The 27,000-nt window shown below is 65.9% G+C and carries 28 protein-coding genes; 10 read left to right on the plus strand and 18 right to left on the minus strand.

Features of this window, described 5'->3' with window-relative positions; genetic code table 11:
- Positions 1-102 precede the first annotated feature (102 nt).
- The 3 genes from HD883_RS14160 to rpe form a co-directional block, all read right to left on the minus strand.
- Positions 103-1,623 carry an anthranilate synthase component I family protein gene (locus tag HD883_RS14160; protein WP_179584390.1) on the minus strand — a complete coding sequence of 507 codons (1,521 nt, stop codon included), beginning with the start codon at positions 1,621-1,623 and terminating at the stop codon, positions 103-105.
- 281 nt (positions 1,624-1,904) lie between these two features.
- Positions 1,905-2,621: a phosphoglycolate phosphatase gene (locus HD883_RS14165; RefSeq protein WP_179584388.1), complete on the minus strand. Its 717-nt coding sequence runs from the start codon at positions 2,619-2,621 to the stop codon at positions 1,905-1,907.
- Positions 2,622-2,735: 114 nt separating this feature from the next.
- Positions 2,736-3,452, minus strand: a complete 717-nt coding sequence (gene rpe, locus HD883_RS14170; protein WP_179584386.1) for a ribulose-phosphate 3-epimerase — start codon at positions 3,450-3,452, stop codon at positions 2,736-2,738.
- 112 nt (positions 3,453-3,564) lie between these two features.
- Between rpe and apaG the strand changes: the two genes are divergently transcribed.
- Positions 3,565-3,939, plus strand: coding sequence for a Co2+/Mg2+ efflux protein ApaG (gene apaG / locus HD883_RS14175; RefSeq protein ID WP_179584384.1), 375 nt, complete (start codon positions 3,565-3,567; stop codon positions 3,937-3,939).
- On the opposite strand, the gene HD883_RS14180 is transcribed toward apaG, so the two are convergent.
- The gene (locus HD883_RS14180; protein WP_179584382.1) at positions 3,933-4,109 is read right to left on the minus strand and encodes a hypothetical protein; all 177 of its coding nucleotides are present in this window, start codon (positions 4,107-4,109) and stop codon (positions 3,933-3,935) included. The genes apaG and HD883_RS14180 overlap by 7 nt on opposite strands.
- 37 nt (positions 4,110-4,146) lie before the next feature.
- Here HD883_RS14180 and mltA point away from each other — a divergent pair, with 37 nt between their 5' ends.
- Entirely contained in the window at positions 4,147-5,607 is a 1,461-nt protein-coding gene (mltA, locus tag HD883_RS14185; protein ID WP_257022185.1) for a murein transglycosylase A, read from the plus strand.
- Between the two features lie 84 nt (positions 5,608-5,691).
- Here the strand turns inward: mltA and HD883_RS14190 are convergent, their stop codons facing one another.
- Together HD883_RS14190 and HD883_RS14195 are read right to left on the minus strand one after the other, a co-directional pair.
- Positions 5,692-6,474, minus strand: a complete 783-nt coding sequence (locus HD883_RS14190; RefSeq protein ID WP_179584378.1) for a DsbC family protein — start codon at positions 6,472-6,474, stop codon at positions 5,692-5,694.
- A 48-nt stretch (positions 6,475-6,522) separates the two neighbouring features.
- A complete protein-coding gene (locus HD883_RS14195; protein WP_179584376.1) occupies positions 6,523-7,776 on the minus strand; it encodes an FAD-dependent monooxygenase in 1,254 nt (417 codons plus the stop codon).
- Between the two features lie 271 nt (positions 7,777-8,047).
- On the opposite strand from HD883_RS14195, the gene HD883_RS14200 reads away from it, so the two are divergent.
- Complete coding sequence (locus tag HD883_RS14200; protein WP_179584374.1) at positions 8,048-9,730, plus strand: class I SAM-dependent methyltransferase; 1,683 nt, start codon at positions 8,048-8,050, stop codon at positions 9,728-9,730.
- Here the strand turns inward: HD883_RS14200 and HD883_RS14205 are convergent.
- Positions 9,645-10,658: a mechanosensitive ion channel family protein gene (locus tag HD883_RS14205; protein ID WP_179584372.1), complete on the minus strand. Its 1,014-nt coding sequence runs from the start codon at positions 10,656-10,658 to the stop codon at positions 9,645-9,647. The two genes, HD883_RS14200 and HD883_RS14205, sit on opposite strands and share 86 nt — an antisense overlap.
- A gap of 314 nt (positions 10,659-10,972) precedes the next feature.
- Here HD883_RS14205 and HD883_RS14210 point away from each other — a divergent pair, with 314 nt between their 5' ends.
- Positions 10,973-11,719, plus strand: a complete 747-nt coding sequence (locus HD883_RS14210) for a DUF481 domain-containing protein (RefSeq protein WP_179584370.1) — start codon at positions 10,973-10,975, stop codon at positions 11,717-11,719.
- Between the two features lie 78 nt (positions 11,720-11,797).
- On the opposite strand, the gene HD883_RS14215 is transcribed toward HD883_RS14210, so the two are convergent.
- Positions 11,798-12,130: a CzcE family metal-binding protein gene (locus tag HD883_RS14215; protein ID WP_179584368.1), complete on the minus strand. Its 333-nt coding sequence runs from the start codon at positions 12,128-12,130 to the stop codon at positions 11,798-11,800.
- Positions 12,131-12,308: 178 nt separating this feature from the next.
- Between HD883_RS14215 and HD883_RS14220 the strand changes: the two genes are divergently transcribed.
- On the plus strand, positions 12,309-13,265 hold the full coding sequence (locus tag HD883_RS14220; RefSeq protein WP_179584366.1) for a LysR family transcriptional regulator: 957 nt from the start codon (positions 12,309-12,311) through the stop codon (positions 13,263-13,265).
- A gap of 51 nt (positions 13,266-13,316) precedes the next feature.
- Here the strand turns inward: HD883_RS14220 and HD883_RS14225 are convergent, their stop codons facing one another.
- The 5 genes from HD883_RS14225 to HD883_RS14245 form a co-directional block, all read right to left on the minus strand.
- Complete coding sequence (locus HD883_RS14225) at positions 13,317-14,162, minus strand: fumarylacetoacetate hydrolase family protein (protein ID WP_179584364.1); 846 nt, start codon at positions 14,160-14,162, stop codon at positions 13,317-13,319.
- Positions 14,159-15,892 carry a bifunctional 3-(3-hydroxy-phenyl)propionate/3-hydroxycinnamic acid hydroxylase gene (locus HD883_RS14230; RefSeq protein WP_179584362.1) on the minus strand — a complete coding sequence of 578 codons (1,734 nt, stop codon included), beginning with the start codon at positions 15,890-15,892 and terminating at the stop codon, positions 14,159-14,161. Before HD883_RS14230 ends, HD883_RS14225 begins: the two co-directional genes overlap by 4 nt.
- Positions 15,889-16,668 carry an IclR family transcriptional regulator gene (locus tag HD883_RS14235; RefSeq protein WP_179584360.1) on the minus strand — a complete coding sequence of 260 codons (780 nt, stop codon included), beginning with the start codon at positions 16,666-16,668 and terminating at the stop codon, positions 15,889-15,891. Before HD883_RS14235 ends, HD883_RS14230 begins: the two co-directional genes overlap by 4 nt.
- A 2-nt stretch (positions 16,669-16,670) precedes the next feature.
- Positions 16,671-17,543: a VOC family protein gene (locus tag HD883_RS14240; RefSeq protein WP_179584358.1), complete on the minus strand. Its 873-nt coding sequence runs from the start codon at positions 17,541-17,543 to the stop codon at positions 16,671-16,673.
- Positions 17,544-17,612: 69 nt separating this feature from the next.
- On the minus strand, positions 17,613-17,822 hold the full coding sequence (locus HD883_RS14245; RefSeq protein ID WP_179584356.1) for a hypothetical protein: 210 nt from the start codon (positions 17,820-17,822) through the stop codon (positions 17,613-17,615).
- On the opposite strand from HD883_RS14245, the gene HD883_RS14250 reads away from it, so the two are divergent.
- Both HD883_RS14250 and HD883_RS14255 read left to right on the plus strand, forming a co-directional pair.
- A complete protein-coding gene (locus tag HD883_RS14250; protein ID WP_179584354.1) occupies positions 17,821-18,855 on the plus strand; it encodes a Bug family tripartite tricarboxylate transporter substrate binding protein in 1,035 nt (344 codons plus the stop codon). The two genes, HD883_RS14245 and HD883_RS14250, sit on opposite strands and share 2 nt — an antisense overlap.
- 32 nt (positions 18,856-18,887) lie before the next feature.
- A complete protein-coding gene (locus tag HD883_RS14255; RefSeq protein ID WP_179584352.1) occupies positions 18,888-20,435 on the plus strand; it encodes a UxaA family hydrolase in 1,548 nt (515 codons plus the stop codon).
- Here HD883_RS14255 and HD883_RS14260 read toward each other — a convergent pair.
- Complete coding sequence (locus HD883_RS14260) at positions 20,428-21,297, minus strand: LysR family transcriptional regulator (protein ID WP_179584350.1); 870 nt, start codon at positions 21,295-21,297, stop codon at positions 20,428-20,430. The two genes, HD883_RS14255 and HD883_RS14260, sit on opposite strands and share 8 nt — an antisense overlap.
- A gap of 132 nt (positions 21,298-21,429) precedes the next feature.
- Here HD883_RS14260 and bla point away from each other — a divergent pair, with 132 nt between their 5' ends.
- Positions 21,430-22,380: a class A beta-lactamase gene (gene bla, locus HD883_RS14265; protein ID WP_179584348.1), complete on the plus strand. Its 951-nt coding sequence runs from the start codon at positions 21,430-21,432 to the stop codon at positions 22,378-22,380.
- Here the strand turns inward: bla and HD883_RS14270 are convergent, their stop codons facing one another.
- Positions 22,381-22,593 carry a hypothetical protein gene (locus HD883_RS14270; protein ID WP_179584345.1) on the minus strand — a complete coding sequence of 71 codons (213 nt, stop codon included), beginning with the start codon at positions 22,591-22,593 and terminating at the stop codon, positions 22,381-22,383.
- A gap of 191 nt (positions 22,594-22,784) precedes the next feature.
- On the opposite strand from HD883_RS14270, the gene HD883_RS14275 reads away from it, so the two are divergent.
- On the plus strand, positions 22,785-23,663 hold the full coding sequence (locus tag HD883_RS14275) for a LysR family transcriptional regulator (protein ID WP_179584343.1): 879 nt from the start codon (positions 22,785-22,787) through the stop codon (positions 23,661-23,663).
- A 31-nt stretch (positions 23,664-23,694) separates the two neighbouring features.
- On the opposite strand, the gene HD883_RS14280 is transcribed toward HD883_RS14275, so the two are convergent.
- From HD883_RS14280 to HD883_RS14290, 3 genes are all read right to left on the minus strand, one after another.
- A complete protein-coding gene (locus HD883_RS14280) occupies positions 23,695-24,393 on the minus strand; it encodes a hypothetical protein (protein WP_179584341.1) in 699 nt (232 codons plus the stop codon).
- A gap of 84 nt (positions 24,394-24,477) precedes the next feature.
- Positions 24,478-25,239, minus strand: a complete 762-nt coding sequence (locus HD883_RS14285) for an IclR family transcriptional regulator (RefSeq protein WP_179584339.1) — start codon at positions 25,237-25,239, stop codon at positions 24,478-24,480.
- Positions 25,240-25,245: 6 nt separating this feature from the next.
- A complete protein-coding gene (locus tag HD883_RS14290) occupies positions 25,246-25,563 on the minus strand; it encodes a hypothetical protein (protein ID WP_179584338.1) in 318 nt (105 codons plus the stop codon).
- Between the two features lie 423 nt (positions 25,564-25,986).
- Here HD883_RS14290 and HD883_RS14295 point away from each other — a divergent pair, with 423 nt between their 5' ends.
- A complete protein-coding gene (locus HD883_RS14295) occupies positions 25,987-26,961 on the plus strand; it encodes a tripartite tricarboxylate transporter substrate binding protein (protein WP_179584336.1) in 975 nt (324 codons plus the stop codon).
- Positions 26,962-27,000: the final 39 nt, after the last annotated feature.

The raw sequence follows: 27,000 nt of genomic DNA on the forward strand, positions 1-27,000 counted from the left end.
GCGATCGTGGCGGGGCCGGGGGCAAGCGCCGCCCGATAAGGTGTCACACAGGCGGTCCTGGACACCGCAACGGATGCCGATGCGATGTCCACCCTCAAGGACTCAAATCGGGTCATCCAGCCCCGACTGCACCTGCTCCGCCGCGCGCAGCACGGCGCGGGCCTTGGCTTCCGTCTCGGCCCATTCCTTTTCAGGCTCCGAATCCGCAACGACGCCCGCGGCGGCCTGCACGTACAGCATGCCGTTCTTGATCACGCCCGTGCGGATCGCGATCGCCACGTCCATCTCACCGCCATAGCTCAGGTAGCCCGCGGCGCCTGCGTAGATGCAGCGGCGCACGGGTTCCAGCTCGTCGATCAGTTCCATGGCGCGGACCTTGGGCGCGCCCGACAGCGTGCCGGCCGGGAAGGTGGCGCGCAGGACGTCCATCGAACTCATGCCTTCGCGCAGGGTGCCCGTCACGTTGGACACCAGATGCATCACATGCGAATACCGTTCGATGGCCATCTGGTCGGTTACGACCACCGAGCCGATGTCCGCGATGCGGCCCACGTCGTTGCGGGCCAGGTCGATCAGCATGACGTGCTCGGCAATTTCTTTCGGGTCCGCGCGCAGCTCCTCGGCCAGGGCGGCGTCTTCTTCGGGCGTCGCGCCGCGCGGGCGGGTGCCGGCCAGCGGGCGGATGGTGACCTTCTGGCGGGTCGCGCCGCCTTCGGTCACGACTTCCTGCCGCACCAGGATCTCGGGTGACGCGCCCACTACCTGGAAGTCGCCAAAATTCCAGAAGTACATGTAGGGCGACGGGTTCAGCGACCGCAGTGCGCGGTACAAGGACAGCGGCGAGTCGCGGAAGGGCTTGGCGATCACCTGCCCCACCTGCACCTGCATCAGGTCGCCGGCGGCAATGTATTCCTTGGCCTTGACGACCGCGGCCAGGTAGTCAGCCTTGGGGAAGTTGCGCTGGGTTTCGGTGGGCAGGCTGGCCTGGCTGTAGGGAATGTCGACGGACTTGCGCAGCTGGGCGCGCAGGTCGCGCAACCGGTTGCGGGCGCGGGGATAGGCTTCGGGCAAGGTCGGGTCGGCATACACGACCAGGTACAGCCGGCCGGTCAGGTTGTCGACGATGGCGAGTTCATCGATCAAGAGCAGCAGCATGTCGGGCACCGGATCGCCCATGCCGGCGGGGTCGGGCTTGGTGCACGGTCCCAGCTTTTTTTCGATGTGGCGGACCATGTCGTAGCCGAAGTAGCCGGCCAGCCCACCGATGAAGCGCGGCATGCCCGGCCGCAGTGCGACCTTGAAGCGCTTCTGGTAGTGGGCCACGAAAGCCAGCGGATCGCCGTCATGCGTTTCGGTCACGACGCCGTCTTCGACGACTTCCGTGACGGTGCCGTGGGTGCGAAGAAAGGCGCGGGCAGGCAGGCCGATGAAGGAGTAGCGGCCGAAACGCTCGCCGCCCACCACGGACTCAAGCAGGCAGCTCATGGCGCCCTTGGCCGGGCCGGTCTGGGCGAGCTTCAGGTACAGCGCGAGCGGCGTGTCGAGGTCGGCATAGGTTTCGGCGACCAGCGGGATGCGGTTGTAGCCTTGGGCGGCAAGCGCCTGGAATTCGACTTCTGTCATGGTGTCCTCGAGAACATGCGGTGTCTGGTGCACCGCCCGCATCTTGGGTACCGGAGTCGGACATGACATGACGACGCCTCCGGTCCTTCAGGACGCGGGCGGGGTCGATTCGAAAACTTGGGGTCTAACGATGGCCGGACGTTCAGTCGTTGAACGATCGGCCGGGAAGAATCACCACCACCCGGCTGACGAACGCCACCAGCGCCAGGTGGCGCAGGTCGGGATCGCGGGGGTGATGATCAGCATGCGGATGATTGAATTCGTAAACGATGTTGCCGCGATCAGTGCATCGTCAGCGGCAGGGGTTCGGATCCGGTGGCTGCCGATGCGGTGCGTGACGCGGTCCACTCGGCGGCTTCCTTGATGCTTGCAACTATACCATCGGCTTCGATGGATCGGATATCGCGGCCTTCGTTGTAGCCATAGGGCACGAGCAGGACCGTGCAGCCGGCCGCGCGGCCCGACGATGCGTCGTTCATGGAATCGCCGATCACCAGCGCGTCGGCCGGGGCGACGCCCAGCTGTTCGCACGCGTACAGCATGGGCATGGGATCAGGCTTCTTGCGATCCACCGTGTCGCCGCTGACGACCACGTCGAAAAAGGCATGCAGCCCGATATTCTTGAGCAGCGGTCCGGTAAATTCGGCCGCCTTGTTGGTGACCACGGCCAGCTTGAGACCCTGCGCGCGCATGGCCTGCAGGCCTTCAATGACGCCGTCAAAGATGCGCGTCTTTTCGCCGTTGATCATGTGATACGCGTGGCGGAACGAGGCCAGCGCTTCGGGGAACCGTTCGTGTTCGGTGGCTTCGTCCATGCTCGCGGCCAGCGCGCGGTGCACCAGGTTTTCGACGCCCTTGCCCACGTAGGTGGCGATGACATCTTCGCGCAGCGGCGCCATGCCCAGGTCCACGCGCATGGCGTTGACGGCGTAGGCCAGGTCGGGCACCGAGTCGACCAGCGTGCCGTCGAGGTCGAACAATACAGCGTGCAAGGGCATGGGAATTCCTGGGGTAAGGGAGGTGATGCGAGGTGGCGCGCGGGACCGGCCGAAGACGATGTCAGCGAAGCATACGGCAAGTGCCGTGCCCGCGGCGTCCGTGCCGGCCCGGCATCACGCTGCCAGCGACGCGCCCTTCGCGATCTGCGCGCGCAGGTCCCGGATGACACCTGCGTAGTCTGGCTTGCCAAAAATGGCCGAGCCCGCCACGAACGTATCGGCGCCCGCGGCATGAATCTCGGCGATGTTGTCGATCTTGACGCCGCCGTCCACTTCCAGCGCAATGGTGTGCCCCGTCTCGGCGCGCCACTTGTCAATGCGGGCGCGCGCCTGGCGCAGCTTGGGCAAGGTGCTGGGCAGGAAGCTCTGTCCACCGAAGCCGGGGTTGACCGACATCAGCAGGACCACGTCGAGCTTGTCCATGACGTAGTCCATGTAATCGAGCGGGGTAGCCGGGTTGAACACCAGCCCCGCATGACAGCCATGATCCCGGATTAATGCAAGCGTGCGGTCCACATGACGTGACGCTTCCGGGTGAAAGCTGATAATGTTTGCCCCGGCTTTCGCAAACATCGGCACGAGCGCATCCACGGGCTCGACCATCAGGTGCACGTCGATCGGCACCTGCACATGCGGCCGGATCGCTTCGCACACCAGCGGGCCGATCGTCAGGTTCGGCACATAATGGTTGTCCATGACATCGAAATGGATCCAGTCCGCGCCGGCGCTTACAACGTTACGCACCTCTTCCCCGAGCCGGGCGAAATCGGCGGATAAAATGCTTGGAGCAATACGGGTGGCGTGCGGGTCGAATGGCGTCAGATCGGTCATGGAAGCTTCCAGTGCAGAGATGTCAGGCCGGGCGCCTCAGGGGGCTGCGGAAGGATCCGCACCGGTCATCCCATGAATTGTATGAAATTTGTCGTATCGATATGGCGCACGCATGAAATCTCACGAATTGTCGGTCACCGTTGAACCGCGCTATCTCGCCGATCAGTCCGATCCGGCCGAGAATCAGTACATCTTCGCCTACACGATACGCATCACGAATTCCGGTTCGCAGCCCGTGCAGCTGATCAGCCGCCACTGGATCATTACCGACGGCAATCAGCAGGAGCAGGAAGTGCGCGGACTGGGCGTGGTGGGTCAGCAACCGCTGCTGCAGCCTGGCCAGAGCTTCGAGTACACCAGCGGCTGTCCGCTATCGACCCCGGTCGGCACCATGCGCGGCACCTATCATTGCGTCGGCGACAACGGCAGCCCGTTTGAAGTCGACATTCCCGAATTCGTGCTGGCCGTGCCTCGCACCCTTCACTGACCGCGCGGATCGCGCGTCGGATCCTGCTTCGTGCCGGGATCGGCGGCGTCCGCAGCCGGCGGCTTGCGCATCTCGTTACCGAGCTGCTTGCGCTTCGGCCACACGGTCCACATCACGATGAATACCAGCAAGGCAAGCGCCAATGCCGCTTCCAGAAGGAGCAACCACATAATGTCCGTTCGCAAGGTCACTGCGAAAAAGTCTGTCTTGTCCCACTGTAACCGCTTGCGCCCCGCGGCGCTGACGCTGGCCGCGGCGCTTGCGCTGGCGGGCTGTGGCGGCGCGCCCGTGACCGTGCTGCCCGACTCGGGTGGCGATGCCGGCCCGTCGGGGTCGTCCGGCACATCGGGCGCCTACGGATCGCCCGGCTCGGCCTGGCCGGGGTCATCGTCGCCCGGCTCGTCGGGCGGCACGGCGGGGTCCGCCGACCCGGTACATCCGGCGCCCACCACCACACCCGGCGGCATCGCGGTGCCCCCGTCCACCGCTCGCCCCCCTGCCGCCCCGGTCGCCCGTCCGGCCAGCAAACCCGCCCTGCAGGCCAGCAAGCACTTCGTGCGCAGCGGGTGGGCGTCGGTCAGTGGCTGGCAGGCCGACACCGTGGAAAGCGCCTGGACGACCTTCCAGGACAATTGCCGGTCCATCATGCTGCGCACCGGCCGGCCTGTGTCGCTCGCCGCCCCGCAAACCGTGGATCCCTATGCATGGCAACAGGTGTGCGCCGCGGCGCGCGATCCGTCGCTGCGCAATCCCAGCCCGGCCCAGGCACGCGCCTTTCTTGAAAAATGGCTGGAACCCTGGACTGTCCGCACGCCCACAGGCGAGGCCGCGACCGGCCTGGCCACCGCCTATTACGAGCCCCTGGTGCGTGCGTCCCGCGTGCGCGGCGGCCCGTACCAGTGGCCGCTGTACGCCGTGCCGAATGATCTACTGGTGCTCGACATGGGGTCTCTGTATCCGGAGCTGGCGGGCAAGCGCGTGCGCGGCAAGCTCGACGGCAAACGGGTAGTGCCCTACGACAGCCGCGCCGAACTGGAACGCGCGGGCCGCGAGCCGGCTGCCATCGTGTGGGTCAGCGATCCGGTCGATGCGTTCTTCCTGCAGGTACAGGGCACCGGGCGCGCGTCGCTGGACGACGGTCCAGGCAAGGGCAGCGTGATTCGCGTGGCCTATGCCGAGCACAACGGCCACCCCTATGTGTCGATCGGCCGCTGGCTGGTGGACCAGGGGGAGCTGACGCTGGATCAGGCGTCGATGCAGAGCATCAAGGCATGGGCCAAGACGCATCCGACCCGCGTGAAGGAAATGCTGAACGCCAATCCGGCCGTGGTGTTTTTCCGCGAAGAACCCGTGGTGAATGCGGAAGAAGGCCCCAAGGGCGCCTTCGGCATGCCGCTGACCGCGCAGCGGTCGATCGCGGTGGACCCGGCCATCGTTCCGCTGGGCACACCGGCGTTCCTTTCCACGACCATGCCCAATTCCAAGGTGCCGTTGCAGAAGATGGTGTTTGCGCAGGACACCGGCAGCGCCATCAAGGGCCCGGCCCGCGCGGACGTGTTCTGGGGCTATGGCGAGGAAGCCGGCGAGCAGGCCGGCCGCATGAAGCAGCCCAGCAAGATGTGGGTGCTGTGGCCCAAGGGCGAAGGCGCGCCGGCGCCGGCTCGGTGATACGGCGGGGCCTGGATACCCGGCCTCGACGCAACAAAAAAAAACGCGCCGGACTTACGGCGCGTTTTTTCTTTCAAGGCTGGGTCAGCCCTTGCCCATCGAGTCCAGCTTGGCCTTCAGCTGATCCGGAGGCATTGCGCCGCCGACTCGCGTGTTGTCGCCAAAAAAGATGGTCGGCGTGCCGGTGATCTGCAGCTTCTTGCCCAGCGCCACGACCTTCTCGATCGGGGTGTCGCACGTGCCCGCGCCGGTGGGCGTCTTGCCATTGAGCATCCAGTCATCCCAGGTCTTGGCCCGGTCCGCGGAACACCACACCGCTCGCGACTTGGTGGTCGAATCGGGCGCCAGGATCGGGTACAGGAAGGTGTACACGGTCACGTTGTCGATGCCGGTCATGGACTTGCGCAACTGTTTGCAATAGCCGCAGTTCGGGTCTTCAAACAGCGCAATGCGGCGCGATCCATTGCCCCGCACCTGCTTGATCGCCAGGTCCAGCGGCAGCTCGTCAAAGTTGACCGCCAGCAGCTTTTCGACCCGTTCGCGCGTCACGTTGCGTTTGGTCGCGGCGTCGATCAGCGTGCCGTCCAGCACGAAGCTGACCTTGTCGTCGGTGTAAAGCAGGTCCGACCCGATGCGCACTTCGTAAAGCCCATAGGGCGTGCGGGTCACGCTGTCGATCGCGACCGCGCCAAACCGATCGGAAAACAGTTTCTTGACCGTGTTTTCGGCAGCCGTCGGCGCGGCGGCTGGGGCCGTTGCAGCAGCGGCAGGCGCCGATCTGGCGGGCGAGACCTGGGCCGATACGGCGGCAGGCAGGGCCAGGGACAACATCAGGGCGGACAGGCAGCCCGCTACGGTTCGCTTCATAGTCTTCCTTTCTTGATCGCCCAATGATAGCGCGTGGGTGTGCCCCGCCTACAGGCCGGACGCGCCCTGCACCAACAGGCGCTTCAATGGCGGCAGGCGATCCACCACATTCATGCCCGCGTTGCGCAGCCAATTGACAGGGGCCAGCGGCGAATCGAACAGGCGGTACAGGCCGTCGGTCGCCAGCCGCATCGCCAGCAGCGGCTCGGCCCGCGCGCGCTGGTACCGGCGCAGCACGCGCAGGTCATACACGTTGCGGTAGGCCTCGCGCGTGGCCAGGGTGTCGGCCAGCGCCTTGGCATCGCCCAGGCCCAGGTTCAGGCCCTGCCCGGCCAGCGGGTGCACCAGGTGGGCCGCGTCGCCCACCAGCGCCACGCCGGGCGCAACCATCTGGCTGGCGGATTGCAAGGCCAGCGGGAAGCCCACAAGCGACGTACGGGCCGTCAGCGCGCCCAGCACGCCCCCGGTGGCCTCGAACAGGCGCTCGCCCATGGCGACGCGCTGCGTGGCCGCGTCCATGGCCAGCAAGGCATCGGCCTTGGCAGTGCGCATCGACCAGACCATGGACACCTGCGGTTGCCCGTCGGCATCGGGCATGGGCAGCAGCGCCAGCACGCCATCGGGCGTGAACCATTGCCGCGCGCGGCCCTGATGCGGCAAGGCCACCGACAGGTGCATGACCAGCCCGGTGGCATCGTAGGTGGAACGCGTCACCGGCAGGCCGATCGATTCGCGCAGGGGCGAGTCGGCGCCATCCGCCCCCACAGCCAGGCCGCAGGGCAGACCGGCATGGTTGGCGGTCCGCAGCATCAACGGGGCATCGGGCGCATGGCGCTCCAGGCCCGCGTAGCGATCGGCGATCCACCGGATATTGAACATCTGCACGGCCTGGCGCAGCGCCCGTTCCAGCTCGCGTGATTCGACGATCCACGCCATGGCCGCCAGCCCGCCCTGCCATGCGGACAGTTCCACCCGGCCGGTGGACGGCGCAGGCATGCGGCGCACGGCATCGGCAGGTGGCGAGGCGGCGTCGCCGAAGACTTCCATGGCTTCCACCGGCATGACCCGGTCGGCGGGCAGCAGGTCCCAGATGCCAAGCTCGACCAGGAACTGCTGGCTGGCGGGCGAAATGGCATAAACGCGCGGGTCGAACTCGTCCGCGCGGGCCGGCGGCAGCGGCGCCTTGGGACCAAGCAGCGCCACATCCTGGTCTTTGCGGGCCAGCGCCAGCGCGCTGGCCAGGCCGGCAATGCCGGTCCCGATGACGATGATGGTCGAGGCGGAAGAGCGGGAAGAGTTCATGGCGCGGCTCGAAGAAATGACGCTGGGCGACGCGGCCGCCCGGCAGGGGATGGTTGAGTTTACCGTTCATGACCCGGACAGTCAGCGGCAGCGCAGGGCGGCCGCCGTCGCCGCCGTCACACAATCTTCACCCGTGCGGCCCGGACATCTGCGACAGTGGCGGCTGACGGACGGGCCCGCGCCGATGCGGCCCCTGCCGGTCGTTGCACGGCGGCCCCTGCCGCCAGGGTGGATCGGCGGCCCTTCACGCCGGCATGCGCAGGCGACCCCCATGCCTTCTCATCTTGCTCCGTCTGTCGATCACCTGCTGGCCCAGGCGCGCGACACCGCGGCGTCCGGCCAGTACCGGCACGCCTTCGACGCCCTGTATGCGGCCATTGCCCTTGCACCCGAATCGGCGCGCGCCCGCGCGGCGCTGGGCCAGTTCCTGGTGGCGCACTGCCCTGCCCGGCGCCATGCGGACGTCGACCGGGTGCTGTGCCTGGCGCTCGACCAGGCCTGGGTGCGGCCCAGCGACCTGGCCCCCGCGGTGCTGGCCTACCTGGCCGCCGAGCCGGCCGTGGCGCAGGCATTGATGCCGTCGACCGGCGCCCCCACGCACGAGGCGCCCTCGGCCCGCCAGCTGTTGACCGCGGCCGGACACCTGGAAAGTCAGCCCGTGTTCTGCGCGTTGGCGAGTGTGGCGATCCTTGCCGATGCCGACTGGCAGACCTTGCTGGCCCGGCTGCGCGACCTGCTGCTGGCGCGCCGTCATGAAGGCAAGCGCGATACGCCACTGCGGCTGACCCTGGCGATGGCCTTGCAGAATGACCTGACCGAAGGCATCGAGCCGCCCTCCGCCGAAACGCTGGCCCGTGCCCAGGCGCTGGAAGCCGGCCTGCTGGCCCGCCACCAGATCGGCACTGCCGTCAACGCCGCCGACATTGCGCTGGTGGCCACGGCCGTGCCGCTGGCCGGCAGTGCACTGGGGGCCTTGCTGCGGTCGTCCCATGCCCAGCGCGAATGGCCCGGCCTGGCGCCGTTGATCGAACGGGTGCAGGCGGCGGCGCGGGAAGCGGTGGTACGCGACCGGCTGATCGCGGATGCCGCGCGCCTGTCGGAGGATCCCGTCCGCGATCACTACGATGCGCATCCCTACCCTCGTTGGGTGCGCGAACCGCTGGGCATGCCGGCCCACCTGCCGGCGCGGGTGGCGCGCCGGGTGTCGGCCTGGCCTGCGACCGGTGCGCAGGTGCTGGTCGCGGGCTGCGGCACGGGTCAGCAAATCTTTGTGGCGCACGACCGGTATCCCCTGGCGCGGATCGTCGCGATCGATTTCAGCGTCAACGCCCTGGCGCATGCCGCGCACAAATGCGCGGAAGCCGGGCTGGACGACGTGACCTTCCACGCCATGGATCTGCATCAGGCTGCGACCTTGGGGCAGACCTTTCGTGCGGTCGAGTGTGTCGGCGTGCTGCCGCATCTGCCGGATCCGGAGGCCGGCTTTGCGGCGCTGTCCAAGGTCATGGCGCCCGATGCGGTCCTGTATGCGGCCGTCTACAGCGCCCGGGCCCGCGCGCCGTTCGAGGCCTTGCGACGCCGTATCCATGCCGAAGGATGGACCGATGATGCCGACGGCCGGCTGGCCTTTCGCCGCATGCTGATCCAGGAAGGCGGCGCTTCATTGCCCGATGGCGTGGCGCGATCGCCGGACTTCCATGCAGCGGGCGGACTGCGCGACCTGCTGTTCCATGTGCGTGAACGCGCGTTGCCCATGACCGAATGGGTGGCCATGGCGCAACGGCAGGGACTGACACTGCTGGCAGTCGACGCGCCCCTGGCCACCGCCGCGATGGCGCGCAGCGTCGTGGCTCAGGACCCGGACACGCTCACACCGGATCAATGGGACGAAGTGGAACAGGCTTATCCGGCGGCGTTTGCGGGGCTGTATAGGTTGTGGCTGGCGAAGGCGTGACGCTCGCGGCGCCGGGCGAGGCGGAACCCGCCGCCTTGTCCGCCGCCTTGCCCGGCGCCGCCGCGTTGGCCGCCGACCGCGCCTTTCTTTCTTCGCGGATCATCGCGTAGTAGCCGTTCAGGATCTGCTGCCCCACCGCCATCCGCCGATTGCTCGGGCACGGAAAGCGCACGACCACATCGACCCGCTTGGCATCCACCGGTTCGATCAACGCCACGGGCCGGCTTTCCGGCAAGGCCACCAGATACGCGCCTTCGATCCGGCGAAAGTGCGCATCGGCCTGTTGCACCCAGGGCTCGCACACGACCACTGCCGATTGCAGCAGACGCTGTTCAGCGGACACCACATCGTCAGCGGGGTCGAGCGGCACCCGCACCGCTTCCAGCACGAAGCTGCCCATGGTCGACGACTTGCGCACCGGATTCAGCAGCAACAGCATGTTGGGGAATTGATAGGTGCGGCCCGTCACATAGCCGGACTGCGCTTCTTCGAGCAGCGTCGTGCTGAACAGATCGATGATGAGCACTTCGCCCTTCATGCCGTTGATCTCGATGATGTCGCCCACCGCATAGGGCCGCTGCGTGGCGCGCATCAACGAACCCAATGCGCTCATCACGAACTCTTTGCTGGCGATGGCGACGGCGGCTGCCAGCGCGGCGACCGACAGCGCGAAGTGCCGCAACTGGCCGCCCCACAGGAACAACAGCAGGATCAGCACGACCACCGCGACGCCATTGCGCACGGCGGTGTAGGCGGTGCGGCGTTCGCCGGTCGAACCGGAATCCTTGCCCCGGTAGTACTTGGCGGCGGACCGCGTGACCATCATGGCGGCGACCAGCACCACCACCGTGGCAAACAGCTGGCTGAGCGTGCTCGATGCCGAAACGCTGTCGCGGACATCGGTAAAAAACGAAAGAATGGCTTGCATGGAGGGGAAGGAAAACGCCGGCGTATCTGCACGTAACAGGTGTATGGGTCGATGACGAGCCCGGAACCCGGGGTTCGCGCATCGCGATGCACAGTGTAGTCTTCAAGGCTCATGCATTCCACGGCGCGCCTGCGCGTCGTTCGTACAGGCGCCGCCATGCCTCATGGCGCGTGTCCACCGCCGCCGCACGCCTGCGCGCGCTGCATCATCGTCACCTTGAATGCCTTCCCTGTCTGCCGGGCACCCTGCTGTCCGGCTCGACGCCATTGTCGCAGCGCGCACCGTCGCCTGCCGTCCCCCAGGAGAACCCACCGATGCCAGTCAAAAAACGTCTCGTCCCTCTGATCGCCCTGTTCGCTGCCGGTTCCGCGCTTGCGCAAGCCCCCGTCAAGCAGGACAACCAATGGCGCGGCGCCATCAACGCCGGCGCCAGTGTCGCCTCGGGCAACACGGACGCGACGTCGTTCAACATCTCGGCCAACGCCGCCAAGGCCAGCCAGGACGACAAGCTCAATTTCTACCTGACGACCCTGTACGGCACGAAGAAGAATGACGGCAACCGCGAAGAGACCGCGAACCTGTTCCGCGCCGGCGCCAAGTACGACCGCAACCTGAACGAAAACGTGTTTGCGTTCGGCTCGCTCGATACGGAACACGACAAGCTGCAGGAACTGGATCTGCGGGCCGTGACGGCAGGCGGCGTGGGTTATCACCTGATCAAGAACGACAACACGATCTTCGACGTGTTTTCGGGTCTGACCTACAACCATGAGCGCTTCACGAGCGAAACGCGCAACAGCATGGAATTTCTGATCGGCGAAGAATCGCAGCATCGGATCACCGACACGACGTCGCTCAACCAGCGTTTTGCGCTCTACCCGAACCTGACGGACAGCGGCCTGCGGGCGCAGTTCGACGCGGGTCTGGCAACGTCGATCACCAAGAAGATCGAACTGAAGCTGACCTTGTCGAACCGTTTCCAGAGCAATCCGCGTCCGGGCATCAAGAAGACCGACACGCTGTTCCTGACCAGCATCGGGTACCGCTTCGGCGCCGACTGAGTTCAGTCAGCCGCTGCAGCATGAACAAAGGCCGCCGGAGTCGATCCAGGCGGCCTTCGTTCGATGGGACGGCAGCAATCAATGGCTGTTGTCGGCATCGGGCTCGACATAGACACGCACCACGTGATCGAGCGCACCGACGGGCGAGAACGTGTTCAGAGAAAAGGTGTCGCGCACCCCATCGAACTTGACGGCAAAGGGCTCGCCCGCACCGTCGAAGCGGACCACTTCGCCATACTGAACGTTGACGTAGTCCGTGGTGGGCGCAAGCGAGATCGAACGCGTCGCCTGCGACACCGGCACCGCAGCGCCAAGCAGGCTGTTGTTCAACGGGGCAGCGTTGGCTGCCATGCTGGCAGCGGCAAGGAAACTGGCGGCCATGACACGATGGCTGAGTGAGAAGGTTTGCATGATTGACTCCTGATGTGGGTCGGCGCCTGGAACGGCAAGGGCGGGATGGGTTGCAGTGCCGCTTGTCGTGACGTCTTGGAATTCATGCTGCGCCTGCCTCGGCAATCACGCAAATCGATACGTGGTATCGCTGGTATATTTCCCTTTTATACCGAACCGTTGCCCGCAACGCGCCGCCATGACCCGCAAGCTCGATCTGAATCTGCTGTTGGCGCTTGATGCGCTGATGACCGAACGCAATGTGACCCGGGCCGCCGCGCGCCTGCAGACCAGCCAGCCCGCGCTCTCGGCGCAGCTGGTGCGGCTGCGCGCCATGTTCGACGACCCCTTGCTGGTGGCGGGATCGCGGGGCATGACGCCGACCCCGCGCGCACTCGAAATCGCGCCGCGCCTGTCCGAGTTGATCGGCGAGTTCCGCGCCATCGTGCAGCCCGACCACTTCGATCCGCTCACGTCCGAAGCCACCATCCAGATCGGCAGCCCCGATGCCATGCACAACGGCCTGGCCGCGTCCTTCGCGACCTGGGCCGAACGGGCGCCCAACATCCGGCTGGCCTTCATTCCATTGACCCGCCTGAACAAGCCCGACATCGATCAACGCATGGCCACTGGCCAGCTGGACCTGCTGCTGACGGTGCTGTCGATGATGCCCGAGCGCCTGCATACCCGGCATGTGTCGACCGAGTCGTTCGTCTGCGCGCTGCGCGGCGATCATCCCTTCAACAAACGCGTCATGTCGATGGAAGACCTGTGCGCGTTGACCCATGTGATCGTGTCGCCGATGGGGGGCAGTTTTGTCGGGGACATTGACGCGGCGCTGGCCGAACACGGCATGGCGCGCAAGGTCGTGGCCTCGGTGCCGAGCTTCATGCTGGCGACCAACATCCTGTACGAAAGCGATTTTGCCGCGGTCTTTCCACGCACGCTGGCATTGAGCCTGGGCAGCACGCTCAAGCTGTTCGAATTGCCCGTGCCGATCCCGACCGGCAAGATCGCGGTCGGCTGGCATGAACGCACCCATCGCAGTCCGCCGCACAAGTGGTTCCGCGAACAATTGATCGACGTGTTCCTGCAACGCAAACGGGCGGATGAACCCGCCAAGGTGATCCCTGGCGCGCGCATCCGCCCGCGTTGATGGCCCGCGGTGATCAGCCTGCCGTCAGCACACTGACGGCAGGCCAGCCACTCAGGCTTTTTCGGCCTTGATGGTGTTCACCAGCGTGCCGACCTTGCCCACTTCGATTTCCACCGTGTCGCCTTCCTTCATCCAGACCGGCGGATTGCGCTTGGCGCCCACACCGCCCGGCGTGCCGGTCACGATCACGTCGCCGGCCTTCAGGGTGGTGAAGGTCGAGATGTAATTGATCTGGCGCGGGATGTCGAAAATCATCATGTCGGTCGACGACTTCTGCATGACCTGACCGTTCAGGCGGGTTTCGAGCGACAGCGATTCGCCGTCGGCGATCTCGTCGCGCGTGACCATCCACGGGCCGAAGCCACCGGTTTCATTGAAGTTCTTGCCTGCCGTGAACTGGATGGTGTGACGCTGCCAGTCGCGGATCGATCCGTCGTTGTACGGCGCGTAGCCGGCAATGTGATCCCAGGCGTCGGCTTCGGCGATGCGGCGTCCGCCCTTGCCGATGATGATGGCGATCTCGCCTTCGTAGTCCAGCTCATGCGATTCCGGCGGCAGCAGGATGGGCTTGTTGTGCCCGGTCTGCGACTCGGCCACGCGCAGGAACATGGTGGGGTTTTCGGTCTTGTCGCGCTTGGTCTCTTTGACGTGATCGTCATAGTTCAGGCCCACGCAAACGATCTTGCCGGGATCGGGAATCACCGGCAGGTAGTCGAGCGTGTCCAGCGAAGCCACCGGCTTGGACTGCTGCGCGCCCTGGCCCAGGCGTTGCAGCGCATCGGCTTCGATCGCCGACTTCAGCGTCGGGAATTCGGCCGAGGTCAGGTCGACCACACCGTCGCCGACTACCGTGCCCCAACTGGCTTTGCCGTTGTGGACGAAGCTGAGGAATTTCATGCATGTTCTCCGGTGATGACAGCCCTGGCGTTTGCAGGACCTGTTGCTGTAAGGGGTTCGTGTCGTTCGATGCGCCGCCCTGCAGTCTGCGGCGAATCGTTGCCAAATTCAACTACTGCGTCGGTCGTGATGGCGTGGCGCTGGTACAGCGCGCGCACCGCGGTCACGGTGGACGGATGCGAAGGTCCGTCGTCATCCGCAATGAAAGCCATGACGTACCGGTCGGGGCGCAGCACCATGGCGCGGGCCTGCGCACGGCGCAGGATGCCGGCCAGCACGCCATCGCAGTCGCGCGCCACAAGGTCGCCATCACGAATGCCCAACGGAAAGTCTTCGTCCTGGCGCACCAGGCGCACCGTGCGGCACGGCAGTCCGCCGATCGACGGCCACGATACCGGCGCGGCGTCGTCATGCCAGTTGACGCAGGCAAAGCCGGCGCCCAGCCAGTCATCCAGCAGCACGCGGCGCCCGCCCGGCAGTTCGACCTGCGGCTGCGCCATCAACTGGCCCGACCGGATGGGCGCATCGAGCGCGCCGTCGGGCACGAAGAAGCCTTCCAGAAAGCGCGGCTTGGACTTGAATTTCAGCTGCAGCACGTAGTCGCGGGCAGGCGGATACAGGCTGATGGCCTTGAGCGCGAATTGCGCCGCCATCGCCCCCATGACCGACTTGGGCTGCATGTATTTGCCGATCAGCATGGCCATCTTGATCAGTGCCCACGCATGCGGCTTGCGCTCGGACGCATAGGTGTCGAGCAGGCTGGCATCGGCGCCACCCCGCACCACGGCCGCCAGCTTCCACGCCAGATTGGTGGCGTCGCGCACGCCGCTGTTCATGCCCTGCCCCGCGAACGGCGGCGTCAGGTGGGCGGCGTCACCGGCCAGCAGCACCCTGCCGTCGCGCCACCGTTCAGCGATCCGCGAATGGAAGGTGTAGACGACCTTGCGGGCAATCGTCAGGTTGGCGTCGCGCGGTTCGCGGTGGGCAATCCAGCTGCGCAACCGGGCATCATCCAGCACGTCGTCGGCGGTCTCGTCACCCTTCAACATGAATTCGTAGCGCACGGTGCCGTCGGGCCCGGGCAGCCGGATGGCGGGCCGCGACGGATCGCAATAGGTGCGGGTGTGACGAAAGGGGTCGGGCCGATCCAGCAGGTCGACGATCAGCCACTTTTCGGCAAAGGTATTCCCCGTCAGCGGGATGCCCAGGCGTTCGCGTGTCGCACTGCGCCCGCCGTCGCAACCGATCAGCCAGTCACAGGTGATGACCGTTGGCGCGCCCTCGGCCTCGACCTCCAGCCGCACGCCGTCGGCGGTCTGCGAAAAGGACGTGACCTCGTGCCGGAAGCACACGTCGATGTGTGGAAACCGCCGCAGTCCTTCCCGCAACTGCGCGCACAGCACGGCCTGCCGGAATGCATTGCGTTTGGTGTAGCCGTATTCACGCGACGTAGGTTCCACCTTCGCAAAGGGCTTGCCCGACCACGAAAAGTAGTGGACGCCATAGCCCTGCACGATCTGCGTCAACGCCTCGTCCACCAGCCCGGCCGTCTGCAGCGTGCGCAGGCTTTCGTCATCGATGGACACGGCGCGCGGCTCGTCCACCGTGGAAGGATTTCGGTCCAGCACCATCGCCGGCACGCCATAGGTGCCCAGCAGATTGGCCAGCACGAGACCGGTGGGGCCGGCGCCCAGGATCACGATCGGGGTATGGCGGGGGGTCGGAGTCATCGTTGTCTGCCTTTCTTGTTGCGCGCTTTCAGGCGCTCTTCCTCGATGCGCGACTCGATGGTCGCGGCCGCTGTCACCACCCGCGTCAGCACCGACTTGCGGCGTGCGTCGGTCAGGTCCTGCGCGGGGGTCACGACACTCAGGCTGCCCAGTACCCGCACACCATCCATCAGCGGCGCGGCAAACCCTGCCAGGCCGCGATCCAGTTCGCTTTCCGTGACGTAGTAGCCATCGTTGCGGATGGCCTGCATTGCGTCCCGCAGACCGTCGTAGGTCGGCGGCAATCCGGCCGCCTCCATCTCGTCGGCATCGCGTTCCCACAAGGCGGCCAGCGCGCTGTCTTGCAGGTGCGCCAGGATGATCTTGGACGTGGCCCCGCGGTACAGCGGCATGGCGCGCCCGCGTTCATAGCTGACCGGCGTCTGCCCCGCCTGCGTGGCTTCCTGATGGATGCAGAGCACCTTGGCGCCATGCACCCGGCACAGCAATACCGTCCCGCCTGTCTCGTCGGCCAGCTTGCGCAGCAGGGTGCCGGATGCATTCAGCAGCGGGTCGGCCAGCCGGATCTGCCGGTCCAGTTCCACGATCAGCGACCCCAGTGCATAGCCGCGGTCGGCCACGCGTTCCAGCAGTCCCGCGTGTTCCAGGTCGGCCAGGTCGCGATAGATGCTGGCGCGCGAGACGCCCAGCTCGTCCATCAATTCGGCGGGCTTGAGCACGGGACGCGACAGGTCGAACGAGGCCAGGATGCGCAACAGGCGGCTACGTCCCCCCATGGTCAATCGCGCATGATGGCTTTGCCCCACAGGTTCAGGGTGCGCTCTTCATGCACCCAGACCCCGGCCGGCCGCTCCGATTCACAGACTTCGATCTCTGCCGAAATTTCGGCCAGGTTGCCATCCGGATCGCGCACCATGAAAAACACGTCGTTGCCTGGACCATGGCGGCCGATGCCCCACACGATAGGCACGCGCAGCTCGGCCATCCGGTCGCCCCACACGCGCATGTCGGCCCAGGTGTCCGTCTCGAAGGACTGATGGTCAAAGCCCGCCGCGGGTGCGCCGAACAAAGCCAGGGAATGATGCAGATGTTCGGTGCGCAAGAAGCACGCGCGCACGGCGCCGGTCGGGTCGTGCACTTCGTCGGACAGGACAAAGCCCAGAGTCTGGTAGAAGGCGAGCATGGCTTGCGGTTGCGTGGTGCGCAGCGCGAAGTGCTGGAGGATGGCCTGGGGCATGCCGCCCGTGTCTGCCGCGCCGAGAGCGCCGTGGCCGCCATGGTCCCGGAAACCGGACGCCTCATCGGCCCCCGCGCCAGGCGCCGAGAACACGATCACGTTGCCATCCGGATCCCGGATGGCGATGGCGTCGGACGCGGGCCGGGCCAGCGCCGGCACATCGATCTGCGCCGCGCCGGGTACCCGGTCCCGGAAGGCAAGCCAGGCCGGGGTGTCGTTGAAGGTGTAGTGGGCGTAGGCCAGCTTGTTGGCGGCGCCGCGGGTCAAGGCCACTACGCGGCCCGGTCCGCTGCAGACAATCGCGTCGCCGGCCTGCGCCTGCGTCATGCCATAGGTGCTGCAGTAGAAGGCGGCCATGGCCGCGGGATCGGGGGTGGTCACGTTCAGGTGATTCAAAGAGGCGCGCAGTTCCATGGTCGTTTCCGCTGATTGCTGCAATGCCCGCACTATCTGGCCGGACGCCAACAGCGTCAACGAAATTTCTCACCGGCTGAGACGAATCGGGAAAACCCTGGTCATCCAGACGGCCGTCATGCCAACGTCACACCGCCGCCAGACACAAAAATCTTTGTTGTCTGAACACAGGGCAACGACATTGTTCTTTGCATCCCACGCGACCAGAATGAGCGCCTGCTTACCGGTGATGGCCTCGCTGCTGCCACCGTCCTCATACCAATCGCTGGAGACACGCATGACTTTCCACTTCACCCCCTGTCCGTCCGTCCGCACTGCGCCTGCCCGCTCGGCATGGCGCCTGAGCGCCGTCGTCGGCGCTGCCGTGGTCGGCCTGGCCGCTGCCAACGCCGCCCACGCCGATGCCGGCGCTTTTCCCAACAAGCCGGTGCGGATGGTCGTGGGCTTTGCTGCCGGTGGCGGCGCCGACGTGGTGGCGCGCCTGGTCGGGGCCAAGATGTCGGAAAGCATGGGCCAGCAGGTGGTCGTGGAAAACCGTCCGGGCGCCACCGGCACCATTGCAGCCGACAGCGTGGCGCGTTCGCCGGCCGACGGGTATTCGCTGTTCCTGGGGTCGCAGTCCACCATGGTGATCGCGCCCAACATCTATCCCAAGCTGCCGTTCGATCCGCTCAAGAGCTTTACGCCCGTGTCGCAACTGGTGTCGATGCCGCTGCTGCTGGTCGTCAACCCGGCCAAGGTCAGCGCCAAGACGGTGGAAGAACTGACCAAGCAGATCAAGGCGAATCCGAATGCGATGTCGTATGCATCGTCGGGCGCGGGCGGTCCGCAGCACATCGCGGGCGAACTCTACAAACACCTGCTGCGCGCCGATGTGACGCACGTGCCGTACTCGGGCGAGTCGGGCGCGATTGCCGACGTGCTGGGCGGCCACATCCCGTACATGTTCGCCAATCTGCCGGTCGCGATGCCGCACATCCAGGCCGGCAAGTTGCGCGCGCTGGCCATTACCAGCCTGCAACGCAATCCGACCGCGCCGGACATTCCGACCATGGTCGAAGCCGGCATGAAGGACTTTGAAGTGCTGACCTGGTACGGTGTGTTCGCCCCGGCCAAGACACCCGCGCCCGTCGTGCAGAAGCTCTATACCGAAATGCAGCAAGCCCTGGCCAAGCCCGACCTGAAAGCCAAGCTGGCCGATCAGGGTCTGACAACCGTGGCCAGCAATCCCGCCGACTTCAGCCGCTTCGTGCAGAACGAAGTGCCGAAGTGGTCCACGCTGATCAAGGAGTTCGGCATCAAGGCCGAATGATCCTGCGCGTTCCCCCTTCATTCGAGGCATTCATGATCGACATTTCCGAAAAACAAGTCACCGGACCCGTGATCCGCCTGCACCACGCCGACAATGTGGTGGTGGCGCGCGTGCCGCTGGGTATCGGCACCGCCGTTCCGTCCGAGGGCATCACCGCCCGCAGCCAGGTGCCCGCCGGGCACAAGATCGCTGCGCGGGCGCTGGTCGCCGGTGAACCCATCCTGAAATACAACGTTTGTATCGGCTTTGCCGCGACCGACATTCCGGCCGGCACCTACCTGCATTCGCACAACACCGTCTTTCGCGAGTTTGACCGCGACTACGCCTACAGCCGCGACTACGTCGAAACGCCGGTGCTGCCGCCCGAACAACGCGCGACCTTCCAGGGCATCGTGCGCGCCGACGGACAAGTTGCCACCCGCAACTACATTGGCATCCTGTCGACCGTGAACTGTTCGGCGACCGTGGTCCACCACATTGCCGAAGCCTTCAATGACCGCCGGCTGGCCGACTTCCCGAATGTGGACGGCGTGGTCGCCCTCAGCCATGGCCTGGGCTGCGGCATGGAGATGTCGGGCGAACCGATGGACCTGCTTCGCCGCACCATTGGCGGCTTTGCGCATCATCCGAACTTTGCCGCGGTGCTGATCGTGGGCCTGGGTTGCGAACGCAACCAGTTGAACCTGCTCATGAAAGACCAGGGCCTGAGCGACGGCGCGCGTCTGCACACCTTCGTGATGCAGGACACCGGCGGCACCCGCAAGACCATCGAAGCCGGCATTGCCGCGATCGAAAAACTGCTGCCCGACGCCAACAACGTCAAGCGCGAAACAGTCAGCGCCAGCCACCTGAAGATCGGCCTGCAATGCGGCGGATCGGACGGCTTTTCGTCGATCACCGCGAACCCGGCGCTGGGCGCGGCCATGGACATCCTGGTGCGCCATGGCGGCACCGCCATCCTGTCGGAAACGCCTGAAATCTATGGCGTTGAGCACACCCTGACCAGCCGCGCCCGCACCCGCGAAGTCGGCGAAAAACTGGTCGAACGCATTCGCTGGTGGAAAGAGGAATACTCGCCCGGCCGCGACGTGCAGATCAACGGCGCCGTCAGCCCGGGCAACCAGATGGGCGGCCTGGCCAATATCTTTGAAAAGTCGCTGGGTTCATCCATGAAGGGCGGCACGACCGGCCTGATGGAGGTGTATCGCTACGCCGAACGCGTGACGCAACCGGGCTTCGTGTTCATGGACACCCCGGGCTTCGATCCCGTCTCGGCCACCGGCCAGATCGCGGGCGGCGCCAACCTGATCTGCTTCACGACCGGCCGGGGGTCGATGTTCGGCGCCAAGCCGGTGCCGTCGATCAAGCTGGCGACTAACACGCCGATGTACGAACGCCTGACCGAAGACATGGACGTGAACTGCGGCGACATCGTCGACGGGACGGCCACGCTGCAGGAAGTCGGCCAACGCATCTTTGAGCAGATCCTGCGCACGGCGTCGGGCGAGCGCAGCAAGAGCGAATTGCTCGGGCTGGGCAACCACGAATTCGTGCCATGGAACATCGGCGTGGTCAGCTGATTCTTGCGGACCCGCCGTCCAGCAGCCAGGCACGGAACACGTCCATGGCCTGCGTGACCGGCCGGGACTTGAGGCGCGTCAGCCAATAGCCCCCGGTCGTGATTTCCAGATCGAAGGGCCGCACCAGGCGGCCCTGCTGCAGGTCCCGCGTGAACATGCGTGTGGGCAACAGGGCGACCCCTTCGCCCTGTGCAGCGGCCTCGGCCAGGGTCAGCGACGAATCAAAGACCGTGCCGCGCAGCACCGGACACGGCACCCCCGCCTGATCGAACCATCGCGACCATTCATCGGACCGGTACGACCGCAGCAGGACCTCGCGCGCCAGGTCGGCCGGACCGCGCACTCGCTCGGCAATCGAGGGCGCGCAGGCCGGTGACAACGGCGCATCGAACACATAGTCGGCCTCCGTTCCATGCCATGCGCCGTCCCCGAATCGGATCGCATAGTCCAACCCTTCCCCCGCCAGGTCGACACGATTGTTGTTGGTGAACAGGCGAAAATCCACGAAAGGGTGCGCTTGCTGAAAGGCCCGCAAGCGTGGCAACAGCCAGCCGATCGCAAAAGTCCCGACCGCGCCTACCGTCAGCACTTCGCGGGCGCGCTGGTCGCTGCATTGCTCCAGCAGACTGGCGATACGCCCGAAGGCGTCGGTCAGCCCTGGCAACATGGCCAGCCCTTCATCCGTCAGGGCCAGCCCCCGGGGCAGGCGCCGGAACAGGGGCGCCCCCACCCGGTCTTCCAGATTCTTGACGTGCTGGCTGATGGCCGTCTGCGTCACGTTCAGTTCGGCCGCGGCGCGGGTAAAGCTCAGGTTGCGCGCGGAGGCTTCAAAGGCGCGCAAGGCATTGAGTGGCAAGTGCATGGTGGCGATGCCCCAGTTTTTCTTGGGTGTGGGCGAGATTATCGTTGATTGTGGCGGGCGGCAGCGGGCGCTATCTTTCGGCTCCGGGCAATGTTTTGCCTCGCACTCTTGCAAGTACAACGGAGACAACCTATGGATCGACGTCATTTTGCCCTGACCGCCGGCGCGGCGCTGCTGGGCCTGGCCACGACGGGATGCACCCAGAAAATATGGGCCAACGGGGCCCCGCGATCGGACAAGTCAGAGGCCGACGCACCTTATGCCCAGGATCCACGCGCGGCCGACGCCGCACGGCGCTTTGCCGCCATCGAACAGACCGCCCAATGCCGCCTGGGCGTCGGCGTGATCGACACCCACACCGGCACACGCTATGGCTACCGCGAGAATGAACGCTTCCCGATGTGCAGCACCTTCAAGGCCGTTGCGTCGGGATTCGTGCTGCATCGGGTGGATCAGGGGAAGGAGCAATTGGACCGGCGCGTGCGCTTTGCCAAGACGGACCTGGTCGACTATTCGCCCGGCACCGAAAAACACGTGGGCGGCAACGGGATGACGGTCGCTGACCTTTGTACGGCCATGACGACGCTGAGCGACAACACTGCCGCCAACCTGATGCTGGCCAGCTTTGGCGGCCCGGCCGGCCTGACGGCCTGGCTGCGGTCGATCGGCGACGCCACGACCCGCCTGGACCGCAACGAGCCCGCGCTGAACAGCGCGATCCCGGGCGACCCGCGCGACACGACGACCCCGGCCGCCATGGCCGCGACCTTGCGGGCATTGGCGCTGGGATCGGTGCTGTCGCCCGCATCACGCAAGCAATTCGTGGCGTGGCTGGTGGATAACCGGACGGGCGACACGCGCTTGCGCGCCGGCGTACCGGCAGGGTGGACGGTGGGCGACAAGACGGGAACGGGCACCAACGGCACCCATAACGACATTGCAGTGATCTGGCCGGCCGGGGCGGCGGGCAGAGGTCCGCTGATCGTAACGACCTATTTGACCGAAGCGGCCGCCACGGCCCCGAAGCTCAGGGACGCGGCCATTGTCGAGGTCGCCCGCTGGGTGGCGGCCTCGGTAGGGTGATCAGGCGGGGAAGGAATGACCGGGCGGATTAGTCCGGCGGGAATCGCCAGCCGGGACGTGGTCAGCGGCTACGCGCTGATCCGCCGGGGGGTGTTCCGCCGAGGCGTGGGGGTCGAGCACCCGGACGCCCCGGGCAATGCCCACACCCAGGAATACCAGCGTGCCCACGCACACCACCGCCATCAGGATCCACAAGCTGTCCGACATCGTCATTTTCTTATCCAGTGGGGAAGAGCCTTTTGAGGCTCGTTGTCCATATCCCAGCTTTTATCGACCAAATTGACTACAACGTTAGAGTTAGTTACGAATTAGTCTGGTTCGACTGTAGCGCTTACTATCGGCGCGCGCCACATAGGCAAACCCGGTATCGTTGGACCCCTTGTTTTTTGTCCCGCGGACGGCCGATGGATACCCGATATGTGCAAAGCTTCGTGACCGTGGTGGAGTGCGGTTCGCTGGCCGAGGCCGCTCGGCGGCTTGACCTGACGCCGGCCGCGATCGCCGCGCGGGTCAAGTCGCTGGAAGAAGACCTGGGCGTCGCGCTGGTCAAACGGGCGGGCCGCAATGTGAAAGCGACCGAGGCCGGACTCAAGGTGATGGAGCGCGCGCGCCAGGTGCTGCGGGAAGTGCGCGACCTGCATGCCGCCGCCACCGACGACACGCCGCTTGGCGAATTCCGCCTGGGCGCATCCACTTCCGCCCTGATCGGCCTGCTGCCGCCGGTGCTGCGCCGGGTGTACGACACCCATCCCAAACTGGCCATCTATGTCGAACCGGGCACGTCCCGCGACCTGTATCACCGCACGACGGCGGGCGATCTGGACGCCACGATCATCGTCGAACCGCAGTTCGCGATTCCCAAGGAATACGAATGGCGCCTGCTGGCGGAGGAACCCTTGGTGGTGCTGGCGCCGGCGCATCTGGCCGAGCACGACGCCCACGCCGTCATGGCGAGCGAGCCTTTCATTCGTTACGACCGGTCGGTGTGGGGCGGCCGGATGGCCGACCGTTACCTGCGCCAGCATGGCATCCGGCCGCATGAACGGCTAGAGATCGATGGGCTGATGGCGATTTCGTCGATGGTGGCGCAGGGCCTGGGCGTGTCGCTGGTGCCGGACTGGGCCCCGGCCTGGCTGGACACCCTGCCGCTGGTCAAGCTGCGCCTGCCCGATCCGGCGCCGGTGCGGCGTATGGGCTTGTTATGGCCCGGCCGCGCGCCGCACGCGCAACTGGCGCGGCTGTTCCATGCCTGCGCGCAGGCGGAACTGGAATTGCCGGGCTGACATCGCGCCAACCGCGACCAGCCCTGGCGGCCTACCAGCCTCGCTTGCGCAGGCCGTCGGCCGTGGCCGCATCCGCCGGTTTTGCCAGCAAGCCGCCCCGCCCGTTGAACAGCACCGTGTACTGCGCGTTGTCGAACATGGGCATCCAGGTGGCGCTGCCGAACTGCGCGTCGACAAAGGGCAGCCAGGTCGGGAATCGTTTCTTGAGCGACCACAGGTCGGGCGCGCCGGCGTCGCCCAGGTCGTACGCGCTGCGGGGCGCGGTGCGTTCCTGCTCGATCGCGTCATAGCGGCCCGACAGGCGTTCCAGCCGGTACAAGGAAGGGACGCCCGCCAGGGCGGCGGGCAGCTGCCAGCGCAGCACGCGGGCGTCGATCATCCAGGCGTCGCCGTTGATCGTGAATTCATGCACGGCCGGCGGCGCGCCGATGATGTCGTGGCTGTTGAGCGTGACTGTGGCCAGGAACTGCTGCGGCGACTGCTGCTTGAGCGTGATCACCGCAACGGGTTCGTCGTCGAACAGCTGCAGATAGCGGTAGACGGTAAAGCCCAGGAAGGCGGACAAGAGGCCCGTCAGCAAGACCAGCAAGCCGATGAATCGCCGCACTGGCTTCAGGCGCGGACCGGCATCCCGGCGGGGACGCCGGCCGCCGAACAGCCACATCGAGCCGATCAGGATCAGCACCAGGGCGACTGCGGCGAAGGCGAAAAACGGAGAGATCTCTGGCATGGGCTCGCTCTAGGGATTCAGGAAGGTCATCAAGAACGGTAATGCCGGGCGAGCAGGTTTTGGTTCACCCTGTCTCCGGCATCCTCATTGCGCCGAGTCCGGCAACAGCGACGGCGCCGCCACCGCGCGGCCGATGCGGCGTCCGGCATCGATCACCAGGTCATTCAGCTGGGCCTTGTTGACCAGGTCGTAACGCTGCTTGCGCAGCACTGCGGCAACCGCGGCCAGGATGGCGCCTTCGGCATCGAACACCGGCGCGGCGACAGCGACGACACCCGGATCGAGTTCGCCAATCGACACCGCGAACCCCTGCTTGCGGATGGTGGTCCAGCTTGCGCGGCGCTCGGCCAGGTCGTCGGGCGACAGGTCCTGGTCCGCGATGCCGCGTTGATAGATACGTTGCTGCTGCGCGCGCGGCAGCCAGGCCAGCAGGCATTTGGACAGCGCGCCGCGCAGCAAGGGCATGGGCCGGCCGCGGCCGTAGCTCAGGCTCATGCCTTCCGGCCCGGCATGGTGGTGCGTCGTCACGAAGTGGTCACCGTAACAGGCGGCCAGTGTCGCGTCGCCGCCGGTGGCCAGGACCAGGTCGGCCATGACCGGCTTGGCGGCGCCCAGCACCGGGTCCGCTTCGCGCATCGAATAATCCAGTTCGATGATGCGCGGGCCCAGCCCGTACGCGCCGACGCCGATACGCGCGATCAGCCCCGCGCGCACCAGCTCTGCAATGTAGCGATAGCCGGTCGGCTGGGAGTACCCCAGGCGCGCGCAGATGGTGTCGGCATCCAGCGTCGGCACGTTCTTTTCAAACAGGGTCAGCACGGCAAGCATGCGGGTCAGGCTGGACATGGCGGATCACTGATCCAGCTTGTGTTCGACCAGCAGCTGCGTGCAGTCGGACATCAGTTGTTCGGCCAGCGGCGGACGCTCGCCCCCTTCAAAGGCCTGGCGCAGCGCCGCGCACAGGATCGCGATATGTTCCGGCGCCTGGGTGCGGATCAGCTGTTTGTAGAAGCGGCTGGAATAACTGAGGAAGCGCGCCCGCGTGATCAGGCTGACCTTGCGGTCGTTCTTTTCCAGCCAGCGTGACAGCACGCTTGCATGATCGTCATCGGGCATGTCGCGGCCGGTGCGTTGCCGGTCCAGCAAGGGCGCGGCCACGAGGACGAACATCAGGAGCCGTCGGTCCTGGGGCGTTAGGGTGGTCGTAAACATGCAGCAGGGGCCTCATTCGACGCGGCGGCACGTCCGCTGCGTGGAGTGACACTGTAACCCTTGCCAGTTGGCGCATCCGGCGGACGCCCAGGGCGTCTGGTCCCCGCGCCTCGTTTAAATCACTAAACGGTTAACTAATGACGAAGTGCTTGCTTGCCGCCGCTGTCCATCACCCACCTGGATGAACTCGACGCCACAGCGCATTCCACGCAGCGTGACCCTTAAGGGTATCTCCCGATCCAGGACCCGGAAGAACGCATTGACGCGATCCGCCTCGCTGCTGATAATTAACTTAACGGTGAATTAAAAGACAAGACAGTGAGGCTTCCGCCCGGCGGAACGCCTCTGGCAACGCCGTAGCACCCATCCACAGGAGACAGCATGAACCTCATCCGTGCCACCGTCGGCGCGCTGGCGTGCCTGACGGCCGCTCTGCCGTTTGCCGCGAGCGCCCAAGGCGACTACCCCAACAAACCCGTGCGTGTCATCGTGCCCTTCACGGCCGGCAGCACCACCGACATCATCGCCCGCGCCATTACCGACAAGCTGGGCGCCAGCATGGGCCAGACCTTCGTGATCGACAATCGCGGTGGCGCCAGCGGGACGATCGGGCAGGCAGCAGTGGCCAGTGCCCCGGCTGACGGCTACACGATCATGATTCATTCGTCGTCGCACACGGTGAACCCGTCCACCTTTGCCAAGCTGCCGTTCGATACGACTCGCGACTTTGCGGCCGTCACGCCGATCTCGTCGTTGCCGAACGCACTGGTGATCTCGCCCACCAAGAACATCAAGACCCTGCAGGACCTGGTGGCCACCGCGCGCGCCAAGCCAGGCAGCCTGAATTTTGCGTCGGCAGGCCAGGGCAGCGCCACGCACCTGAACGCCGAAAAGTTCAAGATGGCGGCCAAGATCGATGCCACCAACATTCCGTTCAAGGGATCGGCCGAAGCCGTCAGCGAAGTGCTGGCCGGCCGCGTCGACTACTACTTTTCGCCGATCGCCCCGGTCATTGGCCAGATTAAGGAAGGGCATCTGCTGGCCTTGGCGGTCGGTTCGCCCAAACGGTCGGCTGCGTTGCCCGACGTGCCGACCACCGCCGAAGCCGGCGTGCCCGGATCGGAATTCAACTTCTGGATCGGCATGATGGTCCCGGCCAAGACGCCGCGCGAGATCGTCAACCGCCTGAATGACGAAGTCGTGAAAGCGCTGGCCTCGCCGGAAGTGAAGGAACGGTTCGCCAAGCTGGGCGCCGATGCCTGGACGATGAAGCCGGAAGCGTTCGATGCCTACATCAAGGAAGAGATCGACGCGAACGCCAAGCTGGTGAAAGCGGCAGGGATCGCGCAGATGTAGTTGCGGATGGCAACTTGCTGGCGGAATGAAGCTGGTGGA

Origin of the sequence: Pigmentiphaga litoralis (genome assembly GCF_013408655.1) — a bacterium.
GTDB classification, from domain to species: Bacteria; Pseudomonadota; Gammaproteobacteria; order Burkholderiales; family Burkholderiaceae_B; genus Pigmentiphaga; species Pigmentiphaga litoralis_A.